The following is a 24,725-nucleotide window of genomic DNA, read 5'->3' as shown; positions in this document are numbered from 1 at the left end:
GATTTGGGCTACCACCCCACCCACGGGCAACAGGACACTCGCCCCGCTTGTGGTCGACTCCCTGTCTCCATGGCGCGGTCGTCGTCGAACGACGACAACGCGCACGCTCTGCCGCCGCATGGGCGCCCATCACAAGTCTCTCACGACACAACACAGGAGACACCATGCGTCCGATCCGCAGCCTACCCTTCATTTCACTCACCGCCCTTTGCGTGCTCACGCCTGCGGCCCATGGCTATGAACTCTACGCCGAAAGCGAAACGACTCTGAACGCAGAGCTCAAAGCGGGCTACGGCATGTTCGGCACCCGGCGCAACTATGTGGGTCGACCCGGTGGTTTCCGATGGCAAGAGGGCTTCGCCAAGTACGGCCTGAACGGCTCCACCGACCGGATCGGCAGCGGGACGCTCTACGGCGCACTGAGTGCGATCAGCACGGCTACATGGGGAGACGGGGACCCCGGCGGCATTACCACGGGCCGGGAACACCGCACACGGTTCGAGGACGCGTACGTGGGATGGAAGTCGGGTGACTTGTTTCCCGCATTGGGCAAGGACGGAATCGACTTTTCAGCGGGCCGCCAGGTTGTGAAAGCCGGCTCCGGCTTCCTGGTCAACGACGACGGCGTGAATCCCGGCAAAGGCCTGGCAGATGGACGCTATGACCGCGGCGGTGCCTACTACTTCGGCCAGCGCCTGGCGTTCGCGAGGACGGCTGTCCTGCGTCTGGGCGGCACCGAGGGACTGCACGGAAGCGCGATGTGGCTCAAGTCGAACACGCGCCTGCAGGCCAACACGGAGATTGCGGTCGGGACGCTCGACTACACCGCCCCCGAAGGCACCGTCGGATTCACCTTCATCCGCGGCCTGGACGTCGATGAGCGATACGCCATCTCACCGACGCGTCTGGAGCGCAAGGGCATGAAGATCTATAGCATTCGCGCGGACGGCAACGCCGGAATTCCGGATGCAGACTTCGCATTCGAGTACGCCTACCAAAAGAAGCGCTCTCGCAACGACAACGCATGGTACGCGGAGGCGGGCTATACGTTTTCCGACGTGGCATGGCAGCCTTCGCTGAGCTACCGCTACACCCGGTATTCGAAAGAATTCGACTCCCTGTTTCAGGGTGGCTTCCGCGGGCGGTACCAAGGCGAGGTCGCATCGAACTATGCGTTCTCGTACAACTTCAACACCCGCATCCACGATGTCGCACTCACCGTTCGGCCGCTTGAGAATCTGGCAGCGACGCTGATGTTCTTCGACTTCAGGACGCTCGCCGACCGCTCGACGCTAAACCTGGACGCGCGCGAATTGGCTCTTTACCTGGATTGGGCCATCACCAAGAACCTGACTTTCTCGCCGATCATTGGGATCTACAAGCCTCGCAAATACGAGGGCAACGGGGGCAATCAAAGCGGCAGCGCCAAGGCCAATCCCTATCTCAAGCTGATGGTGGTGGCAAGCTTTTAAACGGTGCACCACGCCGCGTCGTGCCCAGAAAGGGCCGGGAACGTATGCGGCGGGGAGTGCTGCACATGATGGGCGATTCGACGCGCTGCTTCAGGCAGCGTATGCCCGGGCCTCTTCCGCCCGCTTGGTCTGGGACGGCAGGACACCGAACAGTTCCTGGTATTCCGCTGCGAAATGGCTCAGGTGGAAGAAGCCCCATCGGGAGGCCGCGTCGCCAATGGAAAGCTCGGAGGCCGGAGTCGACATGAGAGTCCGACGTACTCCGTTCAGGCGCACGGAGCGCAGGTAGTTCAAAGGCGTAGTCTCAGCGACCAAGCGAAAGCTGTTTTGGACAGTGCGCCGGCTCACCTGAAGGCGTTGGCACAACTCGATCACGCTGGGCACGTTGATCGTCTCCGACATCGCCAATCTGTGGCACTTCTCAACGATGAAACTGTGCGTGGAGCTGCCGCTGCGCTGCCGCCTGTCGCAGGCCGGGTCGGTCATCAGCACCAGAAGTTCATCCAGCATGGCCTGTTCCAGCTCGCGCTCGCGCGCCTGCGTATTGCCAAGCTCCTCGTTGACAAGCGCTTCGGAGAACATCGTGAGCAAACGCTGGCGACACTCTGCAAGACGCGGCGGCGGCACCTTGATTACTGGTTGCCGAAGCAAGGTCTGGATCTCGCTAGCCGAAGCGGTGTCGCCCAACGCGGCTTCGAAGAATTCGCGCTCGAAGGTAATCGCCAGCATGTCCATGCCTGTTGGCATGTGGAACATGAACTCCTCTCCGCCACGAAGAAAAAAGATGCTGCTGTAGTCCGCCTCGCGTCCCTGCATCCGGATCGCCCCCGGGATCGCAAGTGGCACCGCGAAACACACCCTGCCCTTCGGCGCCTCCCCGTGCTGCACCACCCGCTGGTTGATTTGCTCCCGAAAGACATGGCATCTTGCACTCGTGAGTTGCATGAGTGAACTCTCGAGCGACCCCGCAGTGATCTGGCTGTAGGTCTGGTTCCACTCCTGCACCGAGACCGCGTGGGCATGTATGTCTTGAAAGCGATGGATGCTTTGATTCACCGGCTGGCACTCCTTGAAGGACGGCTGCTTTTTGCTATGCCAAATTCTCACATAGACGAAATTTTGCACAGATCGATCAGAGCTTCATAGAGGGGAAACCCCTTTAGGCGAAGGACAGCTTCGCGGCCAACGCAAAGGCCGTGCCGATCAAACGCCGTTGACCTGTTGAATGCTTGTCCAATGCGGAGCGCCTTGGCGTGCAGTCCGTCCGATCCTCCGCAGCTCGTCAGAGAGATTGCACAAGGCAAGGCCCGTTGCCGATGCATTGCACGTATGGAAACAACTGGGTGGAGGATCGAGATCTGTCCAATCAGCGTGGGCAGAGGCACCCGAGGCAACTGGCTGTTCGCGGGTTCACCGTGCGCGGATCGGCACGGCGGCCGCAGCGATGGACTTGATCCGGTCGACAAGTCGCCCAAGCTCAATCGGCTCGATCCGTACGCGTACTTGAAGGACGTCCTGCTTGTGCCTGCCACGCACAAGGTGTCGCTTGTCGGCGAACTGCTGCCGCATCGCCGCCAGCCCGGGGCATCCGCTTCCTGACAGTCGTACGTGTGCGGCCAGCGTCAGGCGCAGAGGGTCGCGATGTTCCGCGAAGTGCTGAGCCTCCTAAAGGAACCCACCTCAGGCACGATCGCTTGTGGGATCCCAAAAAACCCAAACGCCGACGTATGTTGGCGCATCTGCCGATCGGCTCCGGAAGCGAAACCCCGGCCAGCGCGGAAAAACGGTTTGCCTGGCCAAGCGAGATCGAGCGGCAAGGCCATCGTGCTGACCCAAGCGCAGTTCGGCGTGCTGGTTACGACGCGATTTACCGAACAAGCGCCCCCCTAAACCATGAGCTTCTCAAATCTGAACATGTCCCACCTCCCGGGGAGACCTGCAGGCTGGGGATGCTCGGGATCGGGATGGCGCCGGTTGTAAAACTCTACGATTTTGAATCCGCATTTGTTCACGTAGAAGTGGATATTGCGTTTCTCAAAATACGGCGTGTGCGTTTCCCAGACTTTCGTCTCAGGATAACGAGCCTCGATGACCTTCCAGGCCTGGAGTCCGACGCCACGGCCGTGAGTGCCGGTCGACACAAAAAAGAGGTCCAGCGAGTTGTACTGGGTGGCCTCGTCAATTCTCAGCACTACACCACCGACCCGGGCTCCATTCATCAAGATGTGACAGGTGACGGCACCCGTCGCGCCAAACGATTTCTCCATGTCCTCATCCGAGGGGATGAGCTCGTCCGGGCTGGTGCCCAGGGCTTCGACCATGCCTGCAGCAAATGCTTTCTGCAGCTCCCGTTTGAATCCCCGCAGATCCTCCTTGCGAGCAATCTCGAGTGTCAGGCAGATCTCCTGCCAATTTTTCTTCACGACTTCTGCTCCTGTTCCACTCGCCGCAAGGCAATAGTGATAGAGGTCTCATTCATAGTGGTTTGAAGCCACTTCGCCGAGCGCCATCACGCAGGGGATTTTTTGACTTGCGAGATTGTTTCATCCGCCGTCATCGATGCACGATCGCGTCAGCGACCACGGCGCCCCCCGTTGGGCACACAGCGGAGCACCTGATCGTGGCGTCCGGCAACGCAAAGCTCACAACCAGTTCGCGGCAACTTGGCGATGGACAAGCTGCGTCCCACCTCACCGCACTCCCGGGCCGCGCTACATGAAACCCATAGTCCGAAAACAAGCTGGCTCTTCTGCGCGCAGGCTAGGCCGATCGGGAAAGAATCTTGGTGCGCGGTGTGCAGATACCCCAGCAACGAAGGCCTCGATCATCCGCGTGCGGCACCATGACCTTTTCGCAGCCACGCAGCGTCTCCCTTGCCGCTGGCAAGGCGTGGCGCATATCGGCTCGTCGCGTTGCGGCCCCGTCAAAGCGTGGACAAGCCCCGTCCAAAGATGTCAAGCGCCTTGAACAACAGCGATCGCGGAATCGTGAGCGACGGCATCACGCGCATCACATTGCCATAGCGCCCGCATGGCACCATCATCACGCCGTGGCTCAGAACATAGCCCATCAGCTCGCCAATCTTCTCGTGGCTCAGGGGCTCCTTGGTCGCCCGATCCTGCACCAACTCGATACCGATCATGAGCCCCAAGCCGCGGACTTCGCCGATGAACGGACTGTTGAGGCCTTGGATGTACTCCTTTGCCTCGTGACCAAGCGAGCGAGCGCGATCCAGCAGACCCAGCGAAGGATCCTGCAACAGACTGATGTTGGTGAGCGCAACGGCGGCGGAGACCGAATTGGCTGCGAAGGTATTCGGTACTGATCCGTCCGGAATCTTTGCCGCTAGGTCTGAGCGCATCACGAGTCCTGCCATAGGGACATCGCCCCCGATGCCCTTGCCGAAGGTGAGCATGTCCGGCTTCACGCCAGAGTGCTCCACCGCCCACATCTTGCCGGTCCGACCTGCGCCGGCTTGCACCTCGTCAACAATTAGCAGCGCGCCACTGCGATCACAGGCCTTGCGCAATATTTGCAGGAACTCCGGCGCGGGCGGCACGTATCCGCCTTCGCCCTGCACAGGTTCGACAATCACAGCTGCAACATCGTCGGCGGCCGTGTATGGCGTATTCAGAAGATAGTCGACGTACTCACCTGCGATCTGTTCGGCACTTTTTTGATTGGTGTCGAATGGAAACCGATAAGCATAAGGATAGGGCGCGTGAATTACGCCGCCCATGAAGGGAGCGTAGCCCTTGCGATAGGCTGTACCGGTAGTCAGCGCCACGGAGGCGTTCCACACACCGTGATAGCCCCCATGAAAAGCGATGATCTGGTGCCGTCCCGTGACGCGCTTAGCAAACTTCACTGCTGCTTCGAGCGCGTCGCTGCCGCCCTGCGTGAAGAACGTGATGCAATCGCCTCGCAGGCCTTCCGGCATGATCTCAGAGATCTTGGTCGCCAACTCCGTGCGCTTCGTGCTATTCACCTCCATGGCATGCATCAGCACTTCGGATTGCTCGCGCATGGCTGCGACCACCTTGGGATGGCAACGTCCCACACTGCTTACACCAACGCCAGCCGACAGGTCGATGAACGTATTGCCGTCGGGGTCCTTGAAAGTCACGCCGAAGGCGCGATCGATCACCACGGGTGCTCGACCGGCACCGCGCGCCATGGATTCGGTACGTGCCGACTGGGCCAGCGCATCAGCCGACTTCGGGCCAGGGAACTCGGCTGACACCATTTTCGGTGCGTCGGGGAAATTGAGGGCTTCCAGATCGGTCTCGGTCATAGTCATAGTCATAGCTTTTCGGTCGGATTCGGGGTTGAGCAATCGCCGCATCGCTGCGACGGACAAGGACGGAGCGGACAGCTTCGTGAGGCGGCTAGGCCGCGAGGCGGCGGCTCTGCATTCATGAAATACGGTCCGACAACGCTTGGTCCAACCGATGTTGGCCGAGATCACCTCGGCTCGGTAGCCCGAATCGGCAATGCACGCCGGGCGGTCGTCATACGGAGATGCCCCGCTGCCGCCCCAACTGCCAAGTCACCGATTGGCCACGGCTGACGGCGGAGACCTGTTGACCCAGGTGCTGTTCAATCACAGGTCGCCAAGGCAGCAGGGCGAAACCCACCCCGTCATCGAGCATGGCGAAGCGACCACTGGCAAGCTGAATACTTCGGCGATAGGTGCCGCTGGCCCGCTCGCCGTCCTTCAGTCTCCGGTAGCTCCGGCCGGTCTGATCCTGCAAGGATTTGGCAGCTACCGCCAATTCCCGATCCCGCAAGGTCGACAGCAGGTCACGTGCGAGCGCGAAACGCCGACCTCGACGTTCGGCCAGGCCCTGTTCGATCAGGAACTCCGCGCGGCTGCGCATTGCATCGCGTACCTGGGTACCGAAGCCTTGCGCTACCAAGCCGCGGCCCCCATCGATCAATTGCCTGTCCAGCCAGGTGGCGCCGATGGCGCGTACCTGCTGATCGATGCGCAGGTGGGAGTGCAACTCGATGGTCGGTCCTGCAGCTTTCTGCGCATCGTGTTGTCGCGCTTTCACCGTCAGATCCGACGGCACCTTCCAGACGCCATCGGCCACACGCTCCACGACGCCCGCACGGCGCAACGCCTCAAGTCGGCGCACGTGGACATCCACGGCAGATCGAGGATCCGGATCGTTGGCCAGCTCGAGATGGGCCAAATGCTCGGCGGTCCTGTAGACGCCATCTCTCGAGACCGCCGCGATGTTGCGGTCCACCGCCCGCTCCTGCGCCGGCGGGCTCGCCTCCACAATCCCGCCCATCGGAAGCGCCGACAAGTCGGCGCCGACCGGCAGCTTCAGGTAGTGCGCCCGTCCGTCGACGCCATCGACCACCAGATAGCCTCGCCCGTGCAGTTCGTCGGCCAAGCCCTTGCCTGTGATGCGCCCGACGATGGACATTGTCGGGCTCGCCTCAATCACCAGCTCGCGCTTGTCGCCCTTCATTGCCCGGTGCATCGCGCGCAGGATGTCTCCGCGCGCGCCCATCGCTGACAGCGATCGCTCCACGCCCGGCGCCAACCGCCAGTGGTTCGCGTCGAGCCGCTCGGCCAGCCCCATGGCTTCGAGCCGCTGCAGCCGGGCACGCAGCAGGGTCTGGCGCTGCCGCAGGTTCGCGGTCTTCTCTGGCGCCTGGGTCAGGTCCACCACATCGGCCGCCGCTTGCCGCAACAGCGCCCGGTCGAGGTTAGTCAGCCGCTCCTGCTCTACCTCTCGCTGCAGCCCTTGCCGGATCTCCAGCTCGGTACGGGGCCCGAGCCACTCGGTCGCGATCTCGCTGGCACGCAACCGCATGCCGTGGGCCATGTAGTCCGGGGCGATGACCAGGTCCCGGCTCGCCCTCCCCTCGCCGACCTTGCCGCGCAACACGACGTGGGTGTGCGGGTTGTCCGTGTCCCAATGATCGACCGCGACCCAGTCCAGCCGCGTCTCCAGATCCACCTCCATGCGCCGCATCAGCTCGCGCGTGTAGCCGCGCAGGTCTTCCAGCTGCTCGGCGTCTTCGACTGAAACGATAAGACGGAACTGGTGCCTGTCGCCTCGGCCTCGTTCCTCGAAGGCCTTGAGATTCGCCTCGTCCGTGGCCGCACCGTAGGCTTGGCCGCGCTGCCCATCGCGCGTGACACCGTCGCGCTCGATGTAACGCAGGTGCGCGGCGACCGAACTGGCGCCCGCTTTCTTGAGGACCACGAAGCGGGACTTGATGACCACGCGCCGGGCGTTCGCCGGGAGCCGGTGGCCAGCCATGCCGGCAGCCACGCGGCCGCGGCCGAAGATGGATGCTGGCCGCCCAATACGTACACCTGAAGCATTGGCGCCGGCCTTCGAGGCCGCCTTCAGGACATGCGAGACGAAGCGCTGCGAACGTGGCCCGGCGCGCGACCTCGGCGCCGCCGGCCTGACGCGAAAACGCTCGCCATCCTGCGTGTCTTTACGCGAGGCCATGGCGCAAGCTCCAGCGCAACACAACACAAAGCAACGCAGACGGCACGCAGGCATGCTTGGCGGCGAATCGCGTTGCATGCATGCGCGGCACAGGCACTGCAAGGTGCCGTGCCGCGCCAAACCCACGTGCAAACTGGATCGGCAGGCGAAGGCGTGCCGCCCCTTTTATCTTGCCCTCCGTCTCCGCCTCCCGCATCCGCTCCCGGCTCCGACCCACCGCCAGCCGCGCACGAGGTGCGCAACGCTGCCCGAAGGGCAGCGGCGGTGCAGCTGGCGCTGCACGCTGGCGGCAGGATGTCTGTACGGCAGAATGCAGCCCGAGCGCCAGCGCGGCGGCCGTTCGGAAGCACGGGCTACGCAGGGCCAGGCACGGCTGTGGCGCATGTTCAGTGCAGGGGCCGTGCACGCACCAACGCAATGCGATCTCCGCCTGGAGGCGAGACGGAAGAACACTCACCGCGTGTTCCAAGTGCACAGTGCGTGCGCGCTGCCGATCACCGCAGACGCATGGACAGGACCGAAGTAGCGACTGTCAAACGACGCAGGATGGGCATTGCTGAGCAAGAACAGTTCGCCCTCCGCGAGCGTCCTGCACTGCGTCCAAGTTGGCATGGGGCGATGCGTGCCGTCCTGCGCCAGCACCGCCGCCACGGCTGCGCCGTCGATGCGCACGACGCTTCCTCGCACACATATCGATTGCGGCGCCACGGCACCGATCCGCTTGAGCAAGGGAACGCCCTCCGGCAGGTAGCCCCGCTGCGCCGCGAGAGCAGCCGCATCAGCCGGAAGCCGTACCAGCACGATGCTGCCAACGTGCGGCGACTCAGACGGCTCGATGCGATACCAGCCACGCGCCACGCTGTCGCTTGGGTTGTAGACCAGGCGCACCGGAACCTGCACCATGGCCGGCACGCACAGTGCCGCAAGGCTGATGCCCATGCAGGCGAAAACCATGCGGTGCATCATTGCAGCGCCTCGCGCGCGAGATGCGCCGCATGTCGCTCGGCCGTGTAGACGGGCAACGACTGCCGTGCGGCCAGCCGGTTGCCGACTGTGCGCCAGTATGTGGCGGCGGCTGCGCACGGGTCGATGCCCAGCGCCTCGACGGCGTCAATCACCGCGAGCACCGCCTTGACCTGCAGCTCGCCGTCGGCGCGCAGCAGTATGCGCGCGCCGGGTGCCACGCCGGCAACGCGCTGAGCGTCGTCAAATAGTGTCGGCGCCTGCAGCACCATGAGCTGCCAGAGCGCCGTGCCGTAGTCATTCCCGATCCACTTCACGCGGCAGCAGACTTTGCGTGGCGTGAACATCGCCACGCGCCGCCAACGATCCAGCACGATCTCCGCGGTTGGCTGACCAAACCGCAACCAGACGTTCACCCGATGCTCGACGAAAGCGAGCGAAACCCGCATCCCGGTGGGCCAATGCGGCGCCACCGCCTGCAGAGAAGCCTGCGAGACGGTTGGCGTCGGATGCGAAGCCGGCGCCGTCATGCCGCGTCCTCCGGGTACTCACGCTCCAGCAATTCGCGCAGCATGTCCGCCGCCGTGAGGTCGCGCCGGAATGCCACCACCTTGATACGTCCGCGCAGCGCCGGCGTCACGTCGATGGTGAGCCGCGCGGTGTAGATGGAGGCCTTGGCTGGCAGCTCGAGCGTTTCCGCCTGCCGCACCCAGGCCGATACCGGATCGGCACCGGGCCTGCGGCCAATGGACGCCCGGCGCGGCTTCGCGGATGGCAGGGGCTTGGTCATCGCAGCATCTCCCGCACCGCCTGCGCGAGCGCCGCGATCTCGCGCGCGGCCGCGCACTGCGGCGCCACTTCGCAGGCCAGGCGCCCCGCGGCGACGCTGTCGGCGAACACGATGCGCTGCGAGACTTCCGCCGTCAGCGCGGCGAACGGCTGATCGGCGAGCGCGGCGCGTGCCTCGCGGCCGATCACCGTGCCGACCACGCGCCGGTTGATGACAAAGGCCGCGCGCAGCGCAGGCCGGAACACCCGGGCCTCTGCAATGAGCTGCACCATCTCGTGGCTGGCCCACACGTCGTAGGCGCTCGGCTGCACCGGAATCAGCACGAGGTCGGCGGCCAGCAGCGCGGAACGCGCAAGGGCCGCGACGCGCGGTGGCCCGTCGATCACCACGAAATCCGTCTGCAAAGCGATCTGCGGCGCCTCCTGGTGCAGCGAGTCCCTCGCCAGCCCGAAGACGCTGTACAGCCGCCCCTGCCTGTTCTGAAGCCGTCGTTGCGCCCAGTCGAGGGCCGACCCCTGCGGGTCGGCGTCGAGCAGCGTGACGCGGCTTCCCTGCAAGGCCAGCTCGCCAGCCAGGTGCGTGGCGAGCGTGGTCTTGCCGGCGCCGCCCTTCTGGTTGAGCAACGCGATCACCTTGCCGGGGCGGCTGTCTTCTCTTGCCGGGAGGCGGATCTCGGGTATTGGACCTGCCTGATTTGCAGTCGCCGAACCATTGCCCATTTTTTGGGCATCCTCCGCTCGTGCGCGCGTGACTTCCATTTATGTATCCCTTTAGATGTTTAGGGAGCCCCGAAACCGTTGCTGGGCGCGGCTTGGGGGATGTTTCGCGCCGGTGATCTACCGATAGAAGCGCCGGTGATACCCCGAGTCGCGCGCCGGTGATCCACCGAGTCCGTCCACACACCATCCACAGGTTCTTCAACAGAAGCTGTGGACAAGTCGCCCCTCACGACGACGTCCGGGCAATGGCGGAACGCCAGCCATTCGCTGCCGCCGCTGCGCTCGATGAAGAGGCGATAGCCCGGCAGCGCCTGGCGCAGAGCCAGGCCGCGCACATGCGCGGCGAAGTCGCGGTAGCGCTGCAACGCGCCGGACTTCAGATACAAATGGCGCATATCGAATCGCCAGCCACCGGGCTGCCGGCCGCCATGCTTGCGCACGAGCCGGTACAGCCAGCGCTCGATGCCTCCGGAAAGCCGGAAGTACGTGGGGTCCAGAGTGAGCACCAGGGCCTCGTCCATCACCCCCGAGAAGAACCAGTCGGCCAGGATCAGCTCGATGCCGTCGGAGCGGCCATCGAGCCGGATGTACTCCTTCCACTCGTTGATCCAGGAAAAGCGGTGCGTGCGCCTGGCTCCGTTGGGGCGCTCCCGCTGGCGCAAGGTCGTCGAGACGGTGGTGGACTGCAGCCGGTCCAACGCGGCGCGCAGCGCCAGGTAGTCGCTGCGGCCGGTGCCGCGCTGCGCGAAGCGCAGGATTTCGTAGGGCGTGGCCACCATCAGGCGCGAAGGCGCGATGCCCTCCTTCTTGGCCTGGACGATCTGGCTCGCGGCCCAGATCAGCACGTCGGCATCCCAGATGGTGGCGATGCCGTGTTCCGGGACACCCTCCACGGTGAGCGACACGCCGCCGGCCTCGAAGCGAATCGGCACGGTGCGCGGCGACTTGGCCAGCGAGAAGAACGGGTAGGCCATCAGGTCCTGCGCGTCGCGCAGCGCCATGTCGCCGCCCGGCAATGCGCGGAACAGTGACAGCTGTTCGCGTTCACTCGGGCGCTTCGACATTGAGACCGGCCCCTGCCCTGCATCGATCAGCGGACCGAGTCGCGCTGCACGTAGCCGGGATCGGAGGTCATTCCGTAGGCGCGGCTGTTGGCCCAGGTGCGCAGGTCCTCGACCGCGTAGACCACACGCGCGCCGAACTTGCGGAAGCGTGGGCCACCGCCCAACACGCGCTGTTTCTCCAGCGTGCGCGGCGACAGCCGCAGGAAGGCGCCGGCCTCCTCGGTGGTCAGGAACTCGGGGTTAGCTGGCGCGGCGGGTACCGCTTGCGCCTTTAGCGATGGCGCAGGGGCGCGGGTGGGATACAGGGAACTGGCACTCGCCATGACGGCCTCCATCACTGTCGGTGAGCCGCAAACCATTTGCAGCCCGATGGAGGCAGTCTCGGGAGTAAGGGCCTTCCTGCGCAGGGAGAGATTCAGCGCATCGGTTCGTCTCCGGGGGACTGTGCTGCGGTGCGCCTGGCCCCCGCCAGGACCAGATAGCCGCCCCTCATGTACGCCTCGGCGCGCCGCAGCAGGTGCCGGACCTGCGCTCGCAGTTCACCATCGGCTTGCCAGCGCAACGCCACGGCTTCGAGGCCGAACAGGGCCTGAGCGATGTCGCGATGCGACGCGCCGGCCTGCGTGCCGTCGAGCGCCTGCAGGGCGCGAAGATGCAGCAGTTCGGCACGGCTAGCAGCCCGCACGCCCCCTGCCGCGGGTGAAAGGCCCTGCAGGGCCTGTGCCTGCACGGTGAATGTGTCGAGTTGCCCACGCAGGGCAGGGCCGAGCGGAACGGTGACGGCGTAGGCCGTCCCGTCGGCGAGGTCACCAGCCAGTGACGCATGCAAATGCTGCGCGGACACCTCAGCCAGCAGCGTCAGGCCTGCGCCGCCCAGCGCCAGGCGCTTGCGTCCAGGCACACGCCACAGGTCGAAGGACTGCTGGTCAGATGCGCTGCGCGCAGTCAATGCGCGCACGTGCAGCAAATCATCAGTCGCCGTGATCCAGAGCGGATGCGCCTCACGCGCGTCGAGAGTTGGATCTTCAGCGCCATCGCAACCCCCATCGCTCGAACGATGCACCGCGCCGTGCCCAGTCCCTCTGGTACTGCGGATGGCGGCGCAGATACTCCCAAGCGAGTGCGGGACCATCGAGGCTCAGCGTGTACAGATAGGCGGCCGACACGCCCCAGGGTGCGTTCGGCTGATCCTCAATATTGCGGCCAGTCATGGCGGAACTCCGTTTTTCTTGCCTGGGAGTACGCTGCCACAGGTATGGCTGGCATGGCTGGCTTTTGCGGCGGTGCGCTGTCGCGCACGCGGCGACGCTGCCGCGCGACCCAACCGTCATGAAGCTCAGTCGTTGATCGACCCGTCGCGCTGTGCGTCTGCCACATAGGCTGACAGCGGCTGACGCGCGTTGAAATGCGGATCGGCCACGATGCGCAGGCCCTTGGGGCCGCGCACGCTCTCGAGCGCCGACAGGCTCACTCGGCCCAACTCGGGGAAGCCGGTGCCGGCATCGGTAAGCCCGTAGGCGCGATCGCCATCGGCATCGAGCTCGGTCAGTAGCCAGCAGGCGGGCGCGTCCAGCGTGTACAGCTTGACGATGGGATAGGGATCGATGGCCTGGCCAGTGGCGCGGGCCGCGCCGTTGGCCAGCAACTGGGTGCGCTGTTGTTCGGTGAGGAGGGTCATGGTTCCTCCGCAAGAGGGGTTGAAGCTACTGCCGTGAAGGGGGAAAGGACGCAGGTAAGTACTTCCAAGAGGCATTAATTAGACGCCAGATTGAGTTAAAGATAACGTGGTTTAAATTGTGCTGAACCGGGACGCTTCTGTCCATGCAGAAGCGAACCATCCAGCGTGGACGGCCGGCCGGCGCGACGACCTTCGAGGTCGCGCCCGCGCTGGCGTTCGGTGCCGTGGTGCGCGCACTGCGTACCGCGGATGGTGTTGCCCAGGAAACGCTGGCGCACCTGGCCGGCATCGAGCGTTCGCACATGGGCAAGATCGAGCGCGGCGAACACATGCCCACGCTGGTCCTCGTGCTCAAAATAGCCCGGGCACTCGACCGCAGCGCGGGCGAACTGCTGCTGGAGACGGAGGCCAGGCTTCCGAAGGAATGGCACCAGCCGCCCGCCGGACAAGCCGGCGACTGATGCCCGCGGCGCCTATGCCACGATGCGCCCCGCCAGCCGGGCTTCGCGTGCATAGGCGCTGATGGGCTTGTCACCCTGGAAGTACAAGTCGCGCTCGATGGGCAGAACCCAGCGCCCTCGCAAGCTCTCCAACTCTTGAAGGCTCACGTAGCCCAACTCGGGAAATCCTTGCCCCAGATCGCACAGGCCGAAGGCGCGGTCCTGGTCATCCGGATCGATTTCGGTCAGGAGCCAGGTCGCACCTGCATTGGGCGTGAACAGCTTGACCACGGGATATGGATCGAATCCGTCGTTTTCGATGGATCGCCGGCCGTTGGCCAGCAGCTGCGCACTTTGTTCGTCGGTGATGAGTTTCGTCATGGTCTTTCTCCTTGGAAGGAATCCGGGCGGAATTGCCCGAGACCGGACGCAGCACGGCGCAGCGCAGCCGTCAGGGTTCGAAGACGGCCGCCAGGACGCCAGCGCGCAAGGCACGCGCCGACCTTGACGGCGAGAACGGCGTGCAACGATGAAGGGAACAGCAAGACAGTCCCCCAACCACGGCATCCGCATCGCAAGCGCAGCGCGCAGCACCGCAGGTGCGAAGGCGTCAGCGATGGAAGCCCGAACGGGGCGAGACGCCATGGGCGGCTCGATGCGCAGCACGAGAGCGCGGTCCGGCATCGCTGGAGACGCACGGAATCGTGAAACCATGGAAGCGCATCAGCTGAAATCCGAGGAACCGTCATTCCGACTCCACACATCGACGTAAAACCGCAGGTCAGCACAAGCACGGAATCGGCTCTTCGACAAAGCGCAAATGCGGAGTTGCGCTTTTGGGTATATCCGCACATGCACAAAAAAGACGAGCCGCGAACACGAACGCCAACACGACGACGCCCGCGAACCTTCGCGGGCCATCGGTGCGTTCGGCAGAGAAAGCGCCCCGCCGAAGCGGGGCGCCGAGGGCGACGCTCAGTCGCCCTTGCTGCGCGACCAGATCAGGTTGTGCGCGCCGTCCTCGCCTTCGACCAGGCGGGCATAGATGGTCGCCGGGAACGACGGGTCATCCAGCGTCACCGACAGGTAGGGCCGATCCGCCTTGCTGACCTTCTTCCACGCCGCGCCGATCTCCAGGCCGTTGCCGGCGATGACGCGGAAGTCAGGGGCGTTTTCGCTCGTCTTGTCGCTGGCGGCGATCTTGACCTTGACATTCAAGGTCAGGGTGCGAACCGTGCCGGTGTAGCCGTTGCCCGAAGCGGTGAAGTTACCAATGGTGCTCATGATGAAGTCCTTTCGAGGTTGATCCAGGTCCGCGCCGATCGCGGCCTTGGCGTGATCCGGACGGCGCGGGGCCGGGCGCGCCGCACCCCAGGCGAAGCAGGGGCCGCAGCGCAGCGAAGGACCGGAAGGCACGAGAAATTTGCCTCGCGAGGAATCTGCGCAGCAGAGGGGAAATTTGTCGGGCCGCACGGTTGCGGCGAGGAAGCCCGAGGCGAAACGAAACGAAGAGCAGCGCCGCCGTGCCCGCGCCAGGATTCACGGCAAATACAAGGCCGTGGGCGTGGACCTGTTCTCGCAAAGGACGCATGAGCCTGGTACCCGCTCGAAGCAACAGCATTCCGGCATGGACCCGCCCGCACCCGAACGCCAAAGTAGCCGCCTCGCGAAGACCAGAAAGAACGCACCGCCGCATCGCAGCGGCATGGAAGTCGGCATCGGCGAAATGGAAGGGCATGGCGGACGGCCTGTCGAAGAAGGCCTCCGTCGTTCACGGTGGCCTGCCGCCAGCGTCGAGGACGACGCTGCATTCCGGAACCCAGCGCAGCCAAGCCTGTCGTGAACCCGCTCCGCCCATCGGCGGGGCGCACTCCCGGAAGGTCTCAGCGGCGCAGCCGCTGGATGTCAAAACGCGCGCGGCACACCTGCCGCGCGCGTCGCGCCGATTCAAAAGCCCCGGCCCGAAGGCCGGGGCTCATGTTCACGCAGTAGCGTGCTCGCCCTCTTTGGCCACCGCCTCGATGCTGCCACGGCCTACGGCTTCGGCCCTGACCTCACTCTCCGGCACGACACGCGTTGCCGCTTCGGCTGCGACAGCAGCGTCCTGCCCCCCGAACATCACAGGCAACCAGCCCGTTCCCACTGCCAGCCGCTCGGCTTCGCTCGCGATGTCGGCCTTCTTGAGCTTGCCCAGCCGCTTCACCTGATCGGGTGCGAACGCCTGCACCGCTTCCAGTGCCTTGGCTTTCGAGACATGCTCGAAATAGCCCGCAGCGGTCGGCGTCCACCAGTCGTGCATGTCGAGGTTCACCGCCCGCGCGAGCGCGGCGGCAGGCACTTCCTCTTCGCGCGAGGCCAGCACGCTGACCGTGGAGGCCACGCACACCGCCAGCAGCGACAGCAGTTCCTGCTGCGGCAAGGTCAGCAGTTCGGCGAACAGTGTTTCCGAGTTGTCGGGCAGGCGATCGGCCCACGCCTGTCGAACCTTCGTCATCCCGATGGCTGCGAGCGACTGCGCCACGTCCGGCGCATGCAGCCCCAACCCGTCCTGCGGCGTGGCGCTGATATCGACCGGCGAGCCGCCCGAGCCGTAGCTGTCCACAATCACACGCATAGCGAGACGATGCACCAAGGCCACCAGCGCGACCTGCGGGTGCCGCGCCACCTCGGCCTGCAAGGCGGCGGTGCGGTGCGCGCTCAGGCGCTTCGCCAGCTTCTCCGAAATGCCGGGCTTGGCCGGTCCGTCGCTATCGACCGGGTTGCTGCCCGCTCCGCCCTCTTCCTGCCGCGCCTGCTCCCGCAAGACCTTGGCCTGTTCCTCGCGCAGCAAGCCGCGATGCACGACCACGCCTCCCATGGGATCGAGCGACACCACGGCCCCGGCCAGCGCCACCACGGCGGGCGAGTATTCGACCAGCCTCTGCTCGATGGCGTCCAGCTCGTTGCCGAGCTCGTCCATTTCCTCCTGCAGCGCCTGCGCCTGTTCGTCGGTCATGTCCGCGTTCTCGTCGTCCAACCGCGCCTGCAGCTTCGCCTGTTGGTCTTCGAGCTTGGCGATTCGCTTGGCCTCGGCCTTGCAGGGTTCGCGCCGCGCGCTGCGCGCGCGTTGGAACTGGTACAGATCGGAGGACGCGACACGCGGCGCGGCATCCACCCATGCCCAGCCTTCGGCCCGCACCTGCTCGACGGTCGGTGCAAGCCTGTCGCGCGCCAGCGCATCCAACAGCGCGCCATCGGTCAGGAAGATGCCGCTTTGCTCGTCCGCGAACAGGTCGCGGCGCACCCCGCCGCCCGCCTGCTCGTAGGCTTCCACCCCCACGAAGCGCGCCACCGCACCGCGGCTGGCGTCGATCTCGTCGCAGGTCAGATGGTCGCGCAGCGCCTCCGGGCTGCGCTGCCATTGCGGCGAGTCGTAGAACGCAGCCTCCTGCGCCGCATGGTCGTCGGTGATGGCGAGCGCCATCAACTGCTCCAGCGTCACGGCCTGCGTCCCAAAGTCGGCCAGCAGGCGCGGCGAGACGTTGGCGAGCTTCAGGCGCCGCTGCACCACTAGAGGCGTCACCCCGAAATCGGCCGCGATGTCCTCCACCGGACGGCCCTCGGCCACGAGGTCTTTCCAAGCGAACAGTTCTTCGATGGGTGACATGGCCTCGCGCTGCACGTTCTCGGTCAGACTGACAGTTCGGGCCGCATCATCCGGCACCAGCAGGCAATGCACCTCGTGATCCTTCGCCAGTTTGCGGCGCTTGACCAGTAGCTTGAGCGCAGCCAAGCGCCGCCGCCCGGCCACCACCTCGTAGTGCTCGCCATCGGGTGCGGCGACCACGGTGAGGTTCTGAAGCAAGCCGACGCGGGCAATGCTCGATGCAAGTTCGGGAATCGATGTGGCGCCGCTCTTGCGCACATTGCGGCTCGAAGGCCGCAGCTTGGACAGCGGGATCGGCAGCAGTTGCTGCGAGGCCGCGACGGCGGCAGCGCCGCCCGTAGTAACCGCCACGGCATTGGTTTCTTGAAAGGTAGTGGTGTTCATGGTGTAGCTCCAATCGGAAAAACGGAAAGACGTAAAACTTGGGAATCGATAGAGGGGCTGCACGCCCCTCCCAGCTCGGAGTTCAGGCCTTGAGCTGGCGCATGCCATCGGCCAGCAGCCACAGGGCCCGGTTCAGCCGCAGGTTCTGGTCGATGCCCTGCACGGGCCGCGTGCTTTGGCGGCGCCCGTTGCTGGCGCGGGCGCGCAGGCCGCCCTTGATGAGGTTTTCCTGCGTGCGGTTGAACACGCTCCACAGGTCGCGGCGCTCGTCGTCCGTGCGGCGCGGCATCAGGATTTGCGCTTCCGTGATGGGTGCGGGCTTGTCGGGGTCGTCGTACTTGAGGGTCAGCGCGGCACGGGCGAACACCTCGGATTCCCCGGCGTCCAGCGTGATGGCTCGCATGGATTCACGCGATTCCTGGGCCTGCCCGAAGCCTTCCAGCACGGCATAGGCGCCTTCGATCACATGGCCCGCCACGTCGCCCTTGTGGGGCACGCGCACATCGGCCACGGTGTCGCCGCACACCAGCCCGTTGCTGCACACGAAGCGGAACATGCCCGCCAGCATCTGGTAGCTGCTCGTCCCGTCGTGGGAGTTCAGCAGGATGATTTCGTTGGCCTCGCGGCCATTGATCTGGCTGGCATGGCGCAGCCGGATCATGTGCTTGGTGAAGTCGCGCCTCCCCTCCTGCCGCACGCGGGTCTGGCACACCATGAAGGGCTCGAAGCCCTCCCCTCTGAGTTCCCCCAGCACGCTGGCCGTGGGGATGTAGCTGTAGCGCTCCGAGCGGCTGCCGTGCGGGGCCTGCGCGAAGATGGACGGGGCCACGGTCCGTATCTGCTCATCCGACAAGGGATGTTCCGAGCGCAGCACCGGCGAGTGGTTCGCGAAACGGGACGCAAGTTGCATGGTGATTTCTCCTAACGAAGTTGGCTGTTGAAAAAAGCCTCACCGGATTCCTAGATTCGGAGCCCTCTTCGGGTCTTCCGGTGGGGTCGGCACGAAGAACCCGGTTGGCCTCGTTGCCACCGTCTTTCCTGAGTTCATCGCCCGCGGCCCAAGGAGCGCGCGCCGGGGCGCCGTCAAGGAAGAAGCGCGAGGGCTGGTGCGGCCCGCAGCCGAAGGCGAGGACACGGCCTGGCGCGCCTTGACGGCGCCCCGGCGCGCGCTACGGTCGCGGACAAGGTGATGAGGGAAGGAAAGATGGCTGGACAGGCAATGGCCGCCTTCGTCGCCGACACCACGCAAGCGAAGCGCGCAGGCCCGGATCAGCGAACCGGGCCGAAGGCGTCAGCCGAGCGGCGCGAGGGAACGATGGAAGCCCGAAGGGGGCGAGACGCCAAAGGTGGCTCGATGCGCAAGCACGACAGCGCGGCCGGTCAGATCTCCATGGCCGGAGACGCCCGGAATCAGCTACTGTTGCGAGCAATTCAACCCCGCAACGCGAAACCCCGGATGAGCACCACCCCAACGACAACAGAGACACGCGTCGCCGTCCTGGTCGACTGCGACAACGTGCCGCCCGACATCCTCGAGCACGCGCTGCGCATGGTGGCCCAGTTCGGCCGCGTCGTGCTGCGCCGCGGCTACGGCAACCAGGGCACGCTGGCCAACAAATGGCAGGATGCCTTGGTGCGCCTGGCCTTCACGCCCTGCCTGCAGTACCAGTACGCCGCCGGCAAGAACACCGCCGACATCGCCCTGGCGCTGGATGCGCTGGAAGCGCTCTTCGACAAGCGCGCCGACACCTTCTGCTTGGTCACCAGCGATTCCGACTTCGCCTACCTGTGCCGCAAGCTGCGCGAACGCGGCGCCACCGTCTGCATCGTCGGCGAGCCCAAGACGCCCGACGCCCTGCGCAACGCCAGCGACCAGTTCTTCGAATGGGTGCGTCCCGAGCCCCCGGCGGAAACGGCCTCCGAGGCCGCGCCGAAGACCGCCGCGAAGGCGGAGCCGGCCAAGGCCGAGCCGCCGAAACAGGAACCACCCAAGCCGGCGCCGAAGCGCCGGCCACGCTTCCTCGTCGAGGCCGTGGCGCTACTGGCCAGCGACACCTCCGAAGGCAAGGTCGGCCTGGGCGTCCTCGGGCAGTACCTCAAGCGCACCGACCCGGCCTTCTCGCCCCAGACCTACGGCCACTCCGGACTGTTGAACATGGTCAAGACCTACGACCTGCTGGCCCCAAAGCAGGAAGAAGGCGGCCACTGGTCGGTAAGCCTGCTGCCCAAGGCCGAGGGCGCGGCGGAGGCCGACGTGCCGCACACATAGGACGTGCGCCGTGCGGTCGACTTGTTGCCTGCGCTGCGCGAAGCCCGCATCGCCAACACCTGGGCCGGCTACATCGACAGCACGCCCGACGGCGTGCCGGGGATCGGCGAGTTGACGCAGGTTCCCGGGCTCATCTTGGCTGCGGGCTTTTCGGGCCACGGTTTCGGCATCGGTCCCGGCGCAGGCCACCTGATCGCCGACCTGGTGTCCGGGGCCAAGCCCATATTTGATCCCGCGCCTTTCGACCTCGCACGGTTCAAGGAGTCGACGTGGGGCAAGGTGGCTGATTTCTAGACTGTTCCGGGTTTGCCGCACTAGGCCGGCGCCCCATCGCCTTTGATCACCACCCGAAGGGCTTCGATGATCCAGCGCACTGCCTTCATCCACACGGTCGCGATGCTGGTCGAGCGTTTCCCTCCGCTCTTCCAGGCGGAGTTGCCCGACGCAGATTGCTTTCACATGCTGGATGAAGGCGTCCAGCAGGATCTGATCCGGCAGGGTCCTTCGAGCGGCATCACGCGCCGCATCGTCACACTGTCGCAACTGGCGGCCAACGCCGGTCGTGCCCTTCATTGATGGCTCCAGTTGATGCGCCAGCAGCAGCCGGTCACGTGCTGTTGAGAGACACGCTGACCGTGTTGACCGCAGGCACGTCGCGGATCGCGGTCTCGAAGCGAAAGAAATCCTCGCGTCGCGGTCCAAGGACAGCTGGAGCGCAATATCGGCGCCGAGCAGTGTTTTCGGCTACATCGTCATCAAGTCGCGGTTCGTCAAGACGCCCTGCCCGATCGAGAAGCTGTTCCCCAACCGCGCGGCTTGATGCTGTCACGCGGCCCCTGGGACCGAAGTGGGCAGGCCCGCACCACAAAAAGCAGCATCTGCCAGGGCCCGCTCGAAAACCACACGAAGCTCGACATCGAGCCCGAATTGCAGCATCACGCTGCGGCGACGTGCATGTACTCTCGTCAACACGATCTCGGCCTCGGAAGCGGCTGGGCACGCCGATGGTCCTGCAGGCCGGCCGCGCACGGCGCCACCGAGGGCAGTCGGCCCCGAGCCCCTGAATGGAGAAATCACACCGATGAAGACACTGCTGCTGAATAAAGAGAATGTAGGAAGCCTGATTTCCATGAGGGAAGTCATTGGAACGGTGGAGGAGGCGTACAAAGCCTTCAACAGCGGCCGGGTGATCCAACCGGCCTATACATGCATCCACCTCCCACCACCCCGGGGCGAAATCGACTTCAAGCTGGGTTATTGCGAGGCCAACGAGATCATCTCGATGAAGGCCTCGTCCGGGGGATTCCCAAACAACCCCACCGAGCACGGTGTGCCCAGCGGCATGGGAACCATCCTCCTGTTCGACGCCAGAACCTGCGCGCTCATTTGCGTGATGGATGGCAGCCTTATCACCGGCGTGAGAACAGGCGCCGCCGGGGCCGTTTCGGTGAGGGCGCTGGCCCGCAAGAACGCGAAGACCATCACGTCTATCGGGACCGGCAATCAGGCCCGGATGCAGATCCGGGCGATCCGGGAAGTGATGACGATCGAAACCATCCATGCGTGGGACGACCAGCTCCAGGCACGCGCCCAGTACAAGGCTGACATCGAACGAGAGTTCGGCATCCCGGTGGTGATGGCCCGCTCCAAACAAGACGCGGTGGAGCAGGCGGACATCCTCGTGACCACCACCCGTGGCAAAGGTTCGCTGGTGGAAGCCGCCTGGGTCCGACCTGGCACGCATATCGTCGCCATCGGCACGGACACGCAAGGCAAGCAGGAACTGGAGCCGGAGATCTTCCGCAATGCCAAGATCGTCAACGATTCGATCGCGCAATGCGTCGAGAAAGGCGAAACCTGGCACCCGCTGCACAAGAACATCATCAGCAAGCACGACATCCACGCCGAGATCGGCGAGATCCTGCTGGGCAAGAAGCCGGGGCGCGAGTCCGACGACGAGATCACGATCTTCGACTCGACGGGCATGGCCATCCAGGACAACACGACGTCGCACCTGATCTATCGCAACGCCATCGCCAGCAAGACCGGCACGGCCTTTGAGTTCATTCAATCATGACGCCCCTGCTCGAGCACCCCACCCTTCGCGACATCCACCAAGCACGGGAGCGATTGAAACCACACATCCGTCACACGCCCTTGCTGCGCGCCGAGAAGATGGAGACCACCCTCGGGTGCGAGGTGTACCTCAAACCCGAGACGCTGCAGATCACCGGGGCCTTCAAGATCCGCGGCGCGCTGAACAAGGCCTTGTCGCTGCCCCGCGAGGCCATTGCCAACGGCATCATCGCCACGTCTTCAGGCAACCATGCCCAGGGGCTGGCCTACGCGGCGCGGATGCTGGGTGTCAAGGCGCTTCTGGTGGTGCCCGTCACCACTCCGAAAATCAAGGTGGAAAACACCCGGGCGCTCGGCGCGGAGGTGATTCTGTTCGACGGCGACACCGCGGCGCGATGGAAACGGGTTTACGAGATCGCGGCAGAAAACCACTACGCCGTAGTGCACGCATTCGAGGACCCTATGGTCATGGCGGGCCAGGGAACCATTGGCTGCGAAATCCTGGAAGACCTGGCCGACGTGGACACCGTCATCATCCCGATGGGGGGCGGGGGTCTCATTTCCGGCATTGCCACCGCCATCAAGGAAACCAGACCCTCCGTGCGTGTGGTGGGCGCGGAACCCGCGCTGACCCCCAAGTACTTCCATAGCCGCATCAACAAGGAGCGCACTTCGCTGCCGCTGAAGAACACGATCGCCGACGGTCTGCGTATCAGTGTGCCAGGCCAGAACCCCTACCCCATCATCGAAAGGTACGTCGACGAGATCGTGCTGGTGGAGGACGAACACATCATCGAGGGCATGCGCATGCTGGCCAAGGACGCCAAGCTGATTGCAGAGCCGGCGGCCTCGATCGGCATTGGCGCGCTGCTGGCGAAAGGACTCAAAGTGACGCCGAAAGAAAAGGTCTGTGTGGTGTTGACAGGCGGCAACTGGGATTTGTGCGATCTTGCCGAAATCTTTCAACGCGGCAATTGATCGCTCTCGGGTTGAGCGGGTCTGCCATGGGAAGGCGGCGCCGGCAAAGCATCATCTGCCGAGACCCGCTTCACAACCACAGGAAGCGCGGCTCGCGTACATGCCATATGCCCGTGGGCATCGCGAAAGCCGGCGACTGCTCACGTACCAAGGCGTGTCGAGGTAGGCCTCGATCGTGTTGTCTTCCGGATCCATGCAGTAGATGGAGAGCGCGTTGCCATGATTCATGGCCGCGCATCTTCGTCGCACCCAGCGACAGCGCGCGGCGCCGCCCCTCGCGCACCTGAGCTACGGCCATCAGCGCGATGGCCTCCTCCATCAGTCCGCGACGATGGCAGCGGCTCGCGCTCGAAGACATCGAGCGTGGCGCTGCGATGTGCCCGCTCTGGAGCAATGTGCTCAGCGCGGCCAGGTCGACCAGTGCGCCCCGTGCCACGTTCACGGAGGCGGCGCTGGGGCGCAGGTGCTCAGCCGTGTGCGGTTGAAAAGGCCTCTGATCTGCGACTTGATGCGCCCGCGAGCACCCGGGGAATTGCTGGAGTCAAGGCTTCCAGTCGCGAAGGTTGCAAACCGTCTTGGTGCCTGGGCCCATGTCCCTGACTGTGCCGGCTCCAGGGGCTGGTTGGCATGGCCGAGTCGACTGCTCGTTGTCCATGGCAGAGGAGCGCACCCATACGGAGACCAGACCGGAATTTTCTATAGTCTGGTTGCAACCCTCAAGTGCGTGGAATGCGTGAATGGCGTTTCGTTCAAAGTATGTCAGCCACTCCTTGTTCGAGTCGGTGTTGGCGAACCACTTCTTCCAACGGCCGTTCGAACCGTCAATTTCGACTGTCCAGCCCTTGTCGCCTCGCTTCTGACGAAACTGGTCGCTGTCCCAATGCATGACCATGTATTTGTTCTGGTCGATGCACTGCGGCTTGGTCAGCGTTGCGTACATCTCCTGTGGGTGGTGATAGTGGAATGGGTACGTTGTGTTGAACAACTGTGCTGTCATGCCGACCTCGGCGCCGACGGTTTCCCCATCGATCTCCTTGATACGCAGGTTGCCCCATGGTCCCATGACCTCTGCGTAAAGGTAGCCACCGCGGAAGCGTTCGCTGCCAGCGGCCTTGTTTTCGGCATAGAAGGGGATCCAGCCCACCGAAGACCATAGAGTCGGCAGCCCGTTGATGCTCACGTCCTTTGCCCAATGGACGCTCGTGTCGATTCGCGAAGTGACGGCGACGAAGTTCTCGTTGAGCTCCAGGCCGGCCTTGCCCACTTCGCCGCCCATCTTCTTGTAGAAGTCGGTGAGCAAAGGGCGGTTGAGCCACTTGGCCGTTGCCGACAGGTTCCTGGTCTGCTCGCTGGGCGTGTACAGGGGAAATTCCTTGTAGTTCTTCTGCGTGTCGAAGCACGCCTTTGCCTTTTCCGGCTCCGCCAGGATGGCTCTCAGGTGCTTGGCCATCAGCTCGACGTCACGATACTTGAGTACGCATCGTGTCTGTGCCTTTCCGGTTTGAGAGCTGTAGGTCTGAACGGTTGCTTGTGCAGAGTCCTTGCATTGGCCTGTCGGCGTTTCGATGGTCTTCAGGAACTGCCCCAGGTATGTGAGCGACTCGTTCCAGAACTGGTCCACCAGCTTTTGCTCTTCGGGCGTGTGGTTCACAGGTACCACGTCGTCCTGGCACTTGAAGTCGGCCGCGAAAGCATGGACGGATACGAATGCGCTGCCGATGAGGCAGCTCAGAATGCGTTTGCTCATGTTTGTCTCCTTGGATA

25 protein-coding genes and 2 pseudogenes are annotated in these 24,725 nt (G+C 64.5%); 9 read left to right on the top strand and 18 right to left on the bottom strand.

The genetic code is table 11. The features are described from left to right. Positions 1–164 precede the first annotated feature (164 nt). Positions 165–1,472 carry an alginate export family protein gene (locus ACEOAB_RS09685; RefSeq protein ID WP_495653661.1) on the top strand — a complete coding sequence of 436 codons (1,308 nt, stop codon included), beginning with the start codon at positions 165–167 and terminating at the stop codon, positions 1,470–1,472. A 90-nt stretch (positions 1,473–1,562) separates the two neighbouring features. Here the strand turns inward: ACEOAB_RS09685 and ACEOAB_RS09680 are convergent, their stop codons facing one another. Further along, positions 1,563–2,528: a helix-turn-helix domain-containing protein gene (locus ACEOAB_RS09680; RefSeq protein WP_307614342.1), complete on the bottom strand. Its 966-nt coding sequence runs from the start codon at positions 2,526–2,528 to the stop codon at positions 1,563–1,565. Positions 2,529–2,843: 315 nt separating this feature from the next. Between ACEOAB_RS09680 and ACEOAB_RS09675 the strand changes: the two genes are divergently transcribed. Then, positions 2,844–3,071, top strand: coding sequence for a transposase domain-containing protein (locus ACEOAB_RS09675; RefSeq protein WP_495653660.1), 228 nt, complete (start codon positions 2,844–2,846; stop codon positions 3,069–3,071). Between the two features lie 287 nt (positions 3,072–3,358). Here ACEOAB_RS09675 and ACEOAB_RS09670 read toward each other — a convergent pair whose 3' ends face one another. From ACEOAB_RS09670 to ACEOAB_RS09615, 12 genes and pseudogenes are all read right to left on the bottom strand, one after another. Next, the gene (locus ACEOAB_RS09670) at positions 3,359–3,895 is read right to left on the bottom strand and encodes a GNAT family N-acetyltransferase (protein WP_309928897.1); all 537 of its coding nucleotides are present in this window, start codon (positions 3,893–3,895) and stop codon (positions 3,359–3,361) included. A 500-nt stretch (positions 3,896–4,395) separates the two neighbouring features. After that, positions 4,396–5,766 carry an aspartate aminotransferase family protein gene (locus ACEOAB_RS09665; protein ID WP_192322840.1) on the bottom strand — a complete coding sequence of 457 codons (1,371 nt, stop codon included), beginning with the start codon at positions 5,764–5,766 and terminating at the stop codon, positions 4,396–4,398. A gap of 217 nt (positions 5,767–5,983) precedes the next feature. After that, the gene (locus ACEOAB_RS09660) at positions 5,984–7,954 is read right to left on the bottom strand and encodes a DUF3363 domain-containing protein (protein ID WP_495653659.1); all 1,971 of its coding nucleotides are present in this window, start codon (positions 7,952–7,954) and stop codon (positions 5,984–5,986) included. A 453-nt stretch (positions 7,955–8,407) separates the two neighbouring features. Beyond that, entirely contained in the window at positions 8,408–8,920 is a 513-nt protein-coding gene (locus ACEOAB_RS09655; RefSeq protein ID WP_374710874.1) for a S26 family signal peptidase, read from the bottom strand. Next, positions 8,917–9,447, bottom strand: a complete 531-nt coding sequence (locus ACEOAB_RS09650) for a DUF2840 domain-containing protein (protein ID WP_413312814.1) — start codon at positions 9,445–9,447, stop codon at positions 8,917–8,919. The genes ACEOAB_RS09655 and ACEOAB_RS09650 overlap by 4 nt, the downstream gene beginning before the upstream one ends. Then, complete coding sequence (locus ACEOAB_RS09645; protein ID WP_495653658.1) at positions 9,444–9,707, bottom strand: chromosome partitioning protein ParB; 264 nt, start codon at positions 9,705–9,707, stop codon at positions 9,444–9,446. Before ACEOAB_RS09645 ends, ACEOAB_RS09650 begins: the two co-directional genes overlap by 4 nt. Then, positions 9,704–10,465: a ParA family partition ATPase gene (gene parA / locus ACEOAB_RS09640; RefSeq protein ID WP_309928887.1), complete on the bottom strand. Its 762-nt coding sequence runs from the start codon at positions 10,463–10,465 to the stop codon at positions 9,704–9,706. Before parA ends, ACEOAB_RS09645 begins: the two co-directional genes overlap by 4 nt. 200 nt (positions 10,466–10,665) lie before the next feature. After that, positions 10,666–11,490 (bottom strand): annotated as a pseudogene (locus ACEOAB_RS09635) (replication initiator protein A); the annotation flags it as partial. A 26-nt stretch (positions 11,491–11,516) separates the two neighbouring features. After that, positions 11,517–11,813: a helix-turn-helix transcriptional regulator gene (locus ACEOAB_RS09630; RefSeq protein WP_225612725.1), complete on the bottom strand. Its 297-nt coding sequence runs from the start codon at positions 11,811–11,813 to the stop codon at positions 11,517–11,519. Between the two features lie 92 nt (positions 11,814–11,905). Continuing rightward, entirely contained in the window at positions 11,906–12,448 is a 543-nt protein-coding gene (locus tag ACEOAB_RS09625; RefSeq protein WP_495653833.1) for a DUF2285 domain-containing protein, read from the bottom strand. 67 nt (positions 12,449–12,515) lie between these two features. Further along, positions 12,516–12,701, bottom strand: coding sequence for a transcriptional regulator domain-containing protein (locus tag ACEOAB_RS09620; protein ID WP_309928881.1), 186 nt, complete (start codon positions 12,699–12,701; stop codon positions 12,516–12,518). A 125-nt stretch (positions 12,702–12,826) separates the two neighbouring features. Beyond that, positions 12,827–13,168: a DUF2958 domain-containing protein gene (locus tag ACEOAB_RS09615; protein ID WP_145745794.1), complete on the bottom strand. Its 342-nt coding sequence runs from the start codon at positions 13,166–13,168 to the stop codon at positions 12,827–12,829. 143 nt (positions 13,169–13,311) lie between these two features. Between ACEOAB_RS09615 and ACEOAB_RS09610 the strand changes: the two genes are divergently transcribed. Continuing rightward, positions 13,312–13,629 (top strand): helix-turn-helix domain-containing protein, encoded by a 318-nt coding sequence (locus tag ACEOAB_RS09610; protein ID WP_145745795.1) that lies wholly within the window; start codon positions 13,312–13,314, stop codon positions 13,627–13,629. 12 nt (positions 13,630–13,641) lie between these two features. Here the strand turns inward: ACEOAB_RS09610 and ACEOAB_RS09605 are convergent, their stop codons facing one another. Both ACEOAB_RS09605 and ACEOAB_RS09600 read right to left on the bottom strand, forming a co-directional pair. After that, positions 13,642–13,989 (bottom strand): DUF2958 domain-containing protein, encoded by a 348-nt coding sequence (locus ACEOAB_RS09605; RefSeq protein ID WP_495653657.1) that lies wholly within the window; start codon positions 13,987–13,989, stop codon positions 13,642–13,644. Between the two features lie 594 nt (positions 13,990–14,583). Then, a complete protein-coding gene (locus tag ACEOAB_RS09600; protein WP_145745991.1) occupies positions 14,584–14,892 on the bottom strand; it encodes a DUF736 domain-containing protein in 309 nt (102 codons plus the stop codon). A gap of 175 nt (positions 14,893–15,067) precedes the next feature. Here ACEOAB_RS09600 and ACEOAB_RS09595 point away from each other — a divergent pair, with 175 nt between their 5' ends. Beyond that, the gene (locus ACEOAB_RS09595; RefSeq protein ID WP_145745796.1) at positions 15,068–15,451 is read left to right on the top strand and encodes a hypothetical protein; all 384 of its coding nucleotides are present in this window, start codon (positions 15,068–15,070) and stop codon (positions 15,449–15,451) included. Positions 15,452–15,589: 138 nt separating this feature from the next. Here the strand turns inward: ACEOAB_RS09595 and ACEOAB_RS09590 are convergent, their stop codons facing one another. After that, on the bottom strand, positions 15,590–17,638 hold the full coding sequence (locus ACEOAB_RS09590) for a ParB/RepB/Spo0J family partition protein (RefSeq protein WP_495653656.1): 2,049 nt from the start codon (positions 17,636–17,638) through the stop codon (positions 15,590–15,592). 82 nt (positions 17,639–17,720) lie between these two features. Then, positions 17,721–18,548 carry a DUF932 domain-containing protein gene (locus ACEOAB_RS09585; protein ID WP_309928866.1) on the bottom strand — a complete coding sequence of 276 codons (828 nt, stop codon included), beginning with the start codon at positions 18,546–18,548 and terminating at the stop codon, positions 17,721–17,723. A gap of 546 nt (positions 18,549–19,094) precedes the next feature. Here ACEOAB_RS09585 and ACEOAB_RS09580 point away from each other — a divergent pair. From ACEOAB_RS09580 to ACEOAB_RS09560, 5 genes and pseudogenes are all read left to right on the top strand, one after another. Continuing rightward, entirely contained in the window at positions 19,095–19,907 is an 813-nt protein-coding gene (locus tag ACEOAB_RS09580; RefSeq protein WP_309928863.1) for an NYN domain-containing protein, read from the top strand. A 6-nt stretch (positions 19,908–19,913) separates the two neighbouring features. Continuing rightward, positions 19,914–20,201 (top strand): annotated as a pseudogene (locus ACEOAB_RS09575) (NAD(P)/FAD-dependent oxidoreductase); the annotation flags it as partial. 66 nt (positions 20,202–20,267) lie between these two features. Continuing rightward, entirely contained in the window at positions 20,268–20,483 is a 216-nt protein-coding gene (locus ACEOAB_RS09570) for a hypothetical protein (RefSeq protein WP_309928860.1), read from the top strand. 505 nt (positions 20,484–20,988) lie between these two features. Next, positions 20,989–21,984 (top strand): ornithine cyclodeaminase family protein, encoded by a 996-nt coding sequence (locus ACEOAB_RS09565; protein ID WP_495653655.1) that lies wholly within the window; start codon positions 20,989–20,991, stop codon positions 21,982–21,984. Beyond that, positions 21,981–22,961 (top strand): threonine ammonia-lyase, encoded by a 981-nt coding sequence (locus ACEOAB_RS09560; RefSeq protein WP_495653654.1) that lies wholly within the window; start codon positions 21,981–21,983, stop codon positions 22,959–22,961. The genes ACEOAB_RS09565 and ACEOAB_RS09560 overlap by 4 nt, the downstream gene beginning before the upstream one ends. Positions 22,962–23,502: 541 nt before the next feature. Here ACEOAB_RS09560 and dddY read toward each other — a convergent pair. Then, positions 23,503–24,708 (bottom strand): dimethylsulfonioproprionate lyase DddY, encoded by a 1,206-nt coding sequence (dddY, locus tag ACEOAB_RS09555; protein WP_495653653.1) that lies wholly within the window; start codon positions 24,706–24,708, stop codon positions 23,503–23,505. Positions 24,709–24,725: the final 17 nt, after the last annotated feature.

The sequence above is a fragment of the Variovorax sp. Varisp53 genome (assembly GCF_059491555.1).
Note: the sequence above shows the minus strand (reverse complement) of the source record. Positions and strands in the feature narration are given on the sequence as shown.

Bases quoted from the DNA above. Each gene is read 5' to 3' on its own strand.
- ACEOAB_RS09630 (WP_225612725.1), bottom strand. From the start codon at position 11,813: ATGGCGAGTGCCAGTTCCCTGTATCCCACCCGCGCCCCTGCGCCATCG.
- ACEOAB_RS09615 (WP_145745794.1), bottom strand. From the start codon at position 13,168: ATGACCCTCCTCACCGAACAACAGCGCACCCAGTTGCTGGCCAACGGC.
- ACEOAB_RS09655 (WP_374710874.1), bottom strand. From the start codon at position 8,920: ATGATGCACCGCATGGTTTTCGCCTGCATGGGCATCAGCCTTGCGGCA.
- ACEOAB_RS09650 (WP_413312814.1), bottom strand. From the start codon at position 9,447: ATGACGGCGCCGGCTTCGCATCCGACGCCAACCGTCTCGCAGGCTTCT.
- ACEOAB_RS09580 (WP_309928863.1), top strand. From the start codon at position 19,095: ATGAGCACCACCCCAACGACAACAGAGACACGCGTCGCCGTCCTGGTC.
- ACEOAB_RS09665 (WP_192322840.1), bottom strand. From the start codon at position 5,766: ATGACCGAGACCGATCTGGAAGCCCTCAATTTCCCCGACGCACCGAAA.
- ACEOAB_RS09610 (WP_145745795.1), top strand. From the start codon at position 13,312: ATGCAGAAGCGAACCATCCAGCGTGGACGGCCGGCCGGCGCGACGACC.
- ACEOAB_RS09570 (WP_309928860.1), top strand. From the start codon at position 20,268: ATGATCCAGCGCACTGCCTTCATCCACACGGTCGCGATGCTGGTCGAG.
- ACEOAB_RS09605 (WP_495653657.1), bottom strand. From the start codon at position 13,989: ATGACGAAACTCATCACCGACGAACAAAGTGCGCAGCTGCTGGCCAAC.
- ACEOAB_RS09620 (WP_309928881.1), bottom strand. From the start codon at position 12,701: ATGACTGGCCGCAATATTGAGGATCAGCCGAACGCACCCTGGGGCGTG.
- ACEOAB_RS09600 (WP_145745991.1), bottom strand. From the start codon at position 14,892: ATGAGCACCATTGGTAACTTCACCGCTTCGGGCAACGGCTACACCGGC.
- dddY (WP_495653653.1), bottom strand. From the start codon at position 24,708: ATGAGCAAACGCATTCTGAGCTGCCTCATCGGCAGCGCATTCGTATCC.
- ACEOAB_RS09685 (WP_495653661.1), top strand. From the start codon at position 165: ATGCGTCCGATCCGCAGCCTACCCTTCATTTCACTCACCGCCCTTTGC.
- parA (WP_309928887.1), bottom strand. From the start codon at position 10,465: ATGGAAGTCACGCGCGCACGAGCGGAGGATGCCCAAAAAATGGGCAAT.
- ACEOAB_RS09590 (WP_495653656.1), bottom strand. From the start codon at position 17,638: ATGAACACCACTACCTTTCAAGAAACCAATGCCGTGGCGGTTACTACG.
- ACEOAB_RS09645 (WP_495653658.1), bottom strand. From the start codon at position 9,707: ATGACCAAGCCCCTGCCATCCGCGAAGCCGCGCCGGGCGTCCATTGGC.
- ACEOAB_RS09585 (WP_309928866.1), bottom strand. From the start codon at position 18,548: ATGCAACTTGCGTCCCGTTTCGCGAACCACTCGCCGGTGCTGCGCTCG.
- ACEOAB_RS09560 (WP_495653654.1), top strand. From the start codon at position 21,981: ATGACGCCCCTGCTCGAGCACCCCACCCTTCGCGACATCCACCAAGCA.
- ACEOAB_RS09565 (WP_495653655.1), top strand. From the start codon at position 20,989: ATGAAGACACTGCTGCTGAATAAAGAGAATGTAGGAAGCCTGATTTCC.
- ACEOAB_RS09660 (WP_495653659.1), bottom strand. From the start codon at position 7,954: ATGGCCTCGCGTAAAGACACGCAGGATGGCGAGCGTTTTCGCGTCAGG.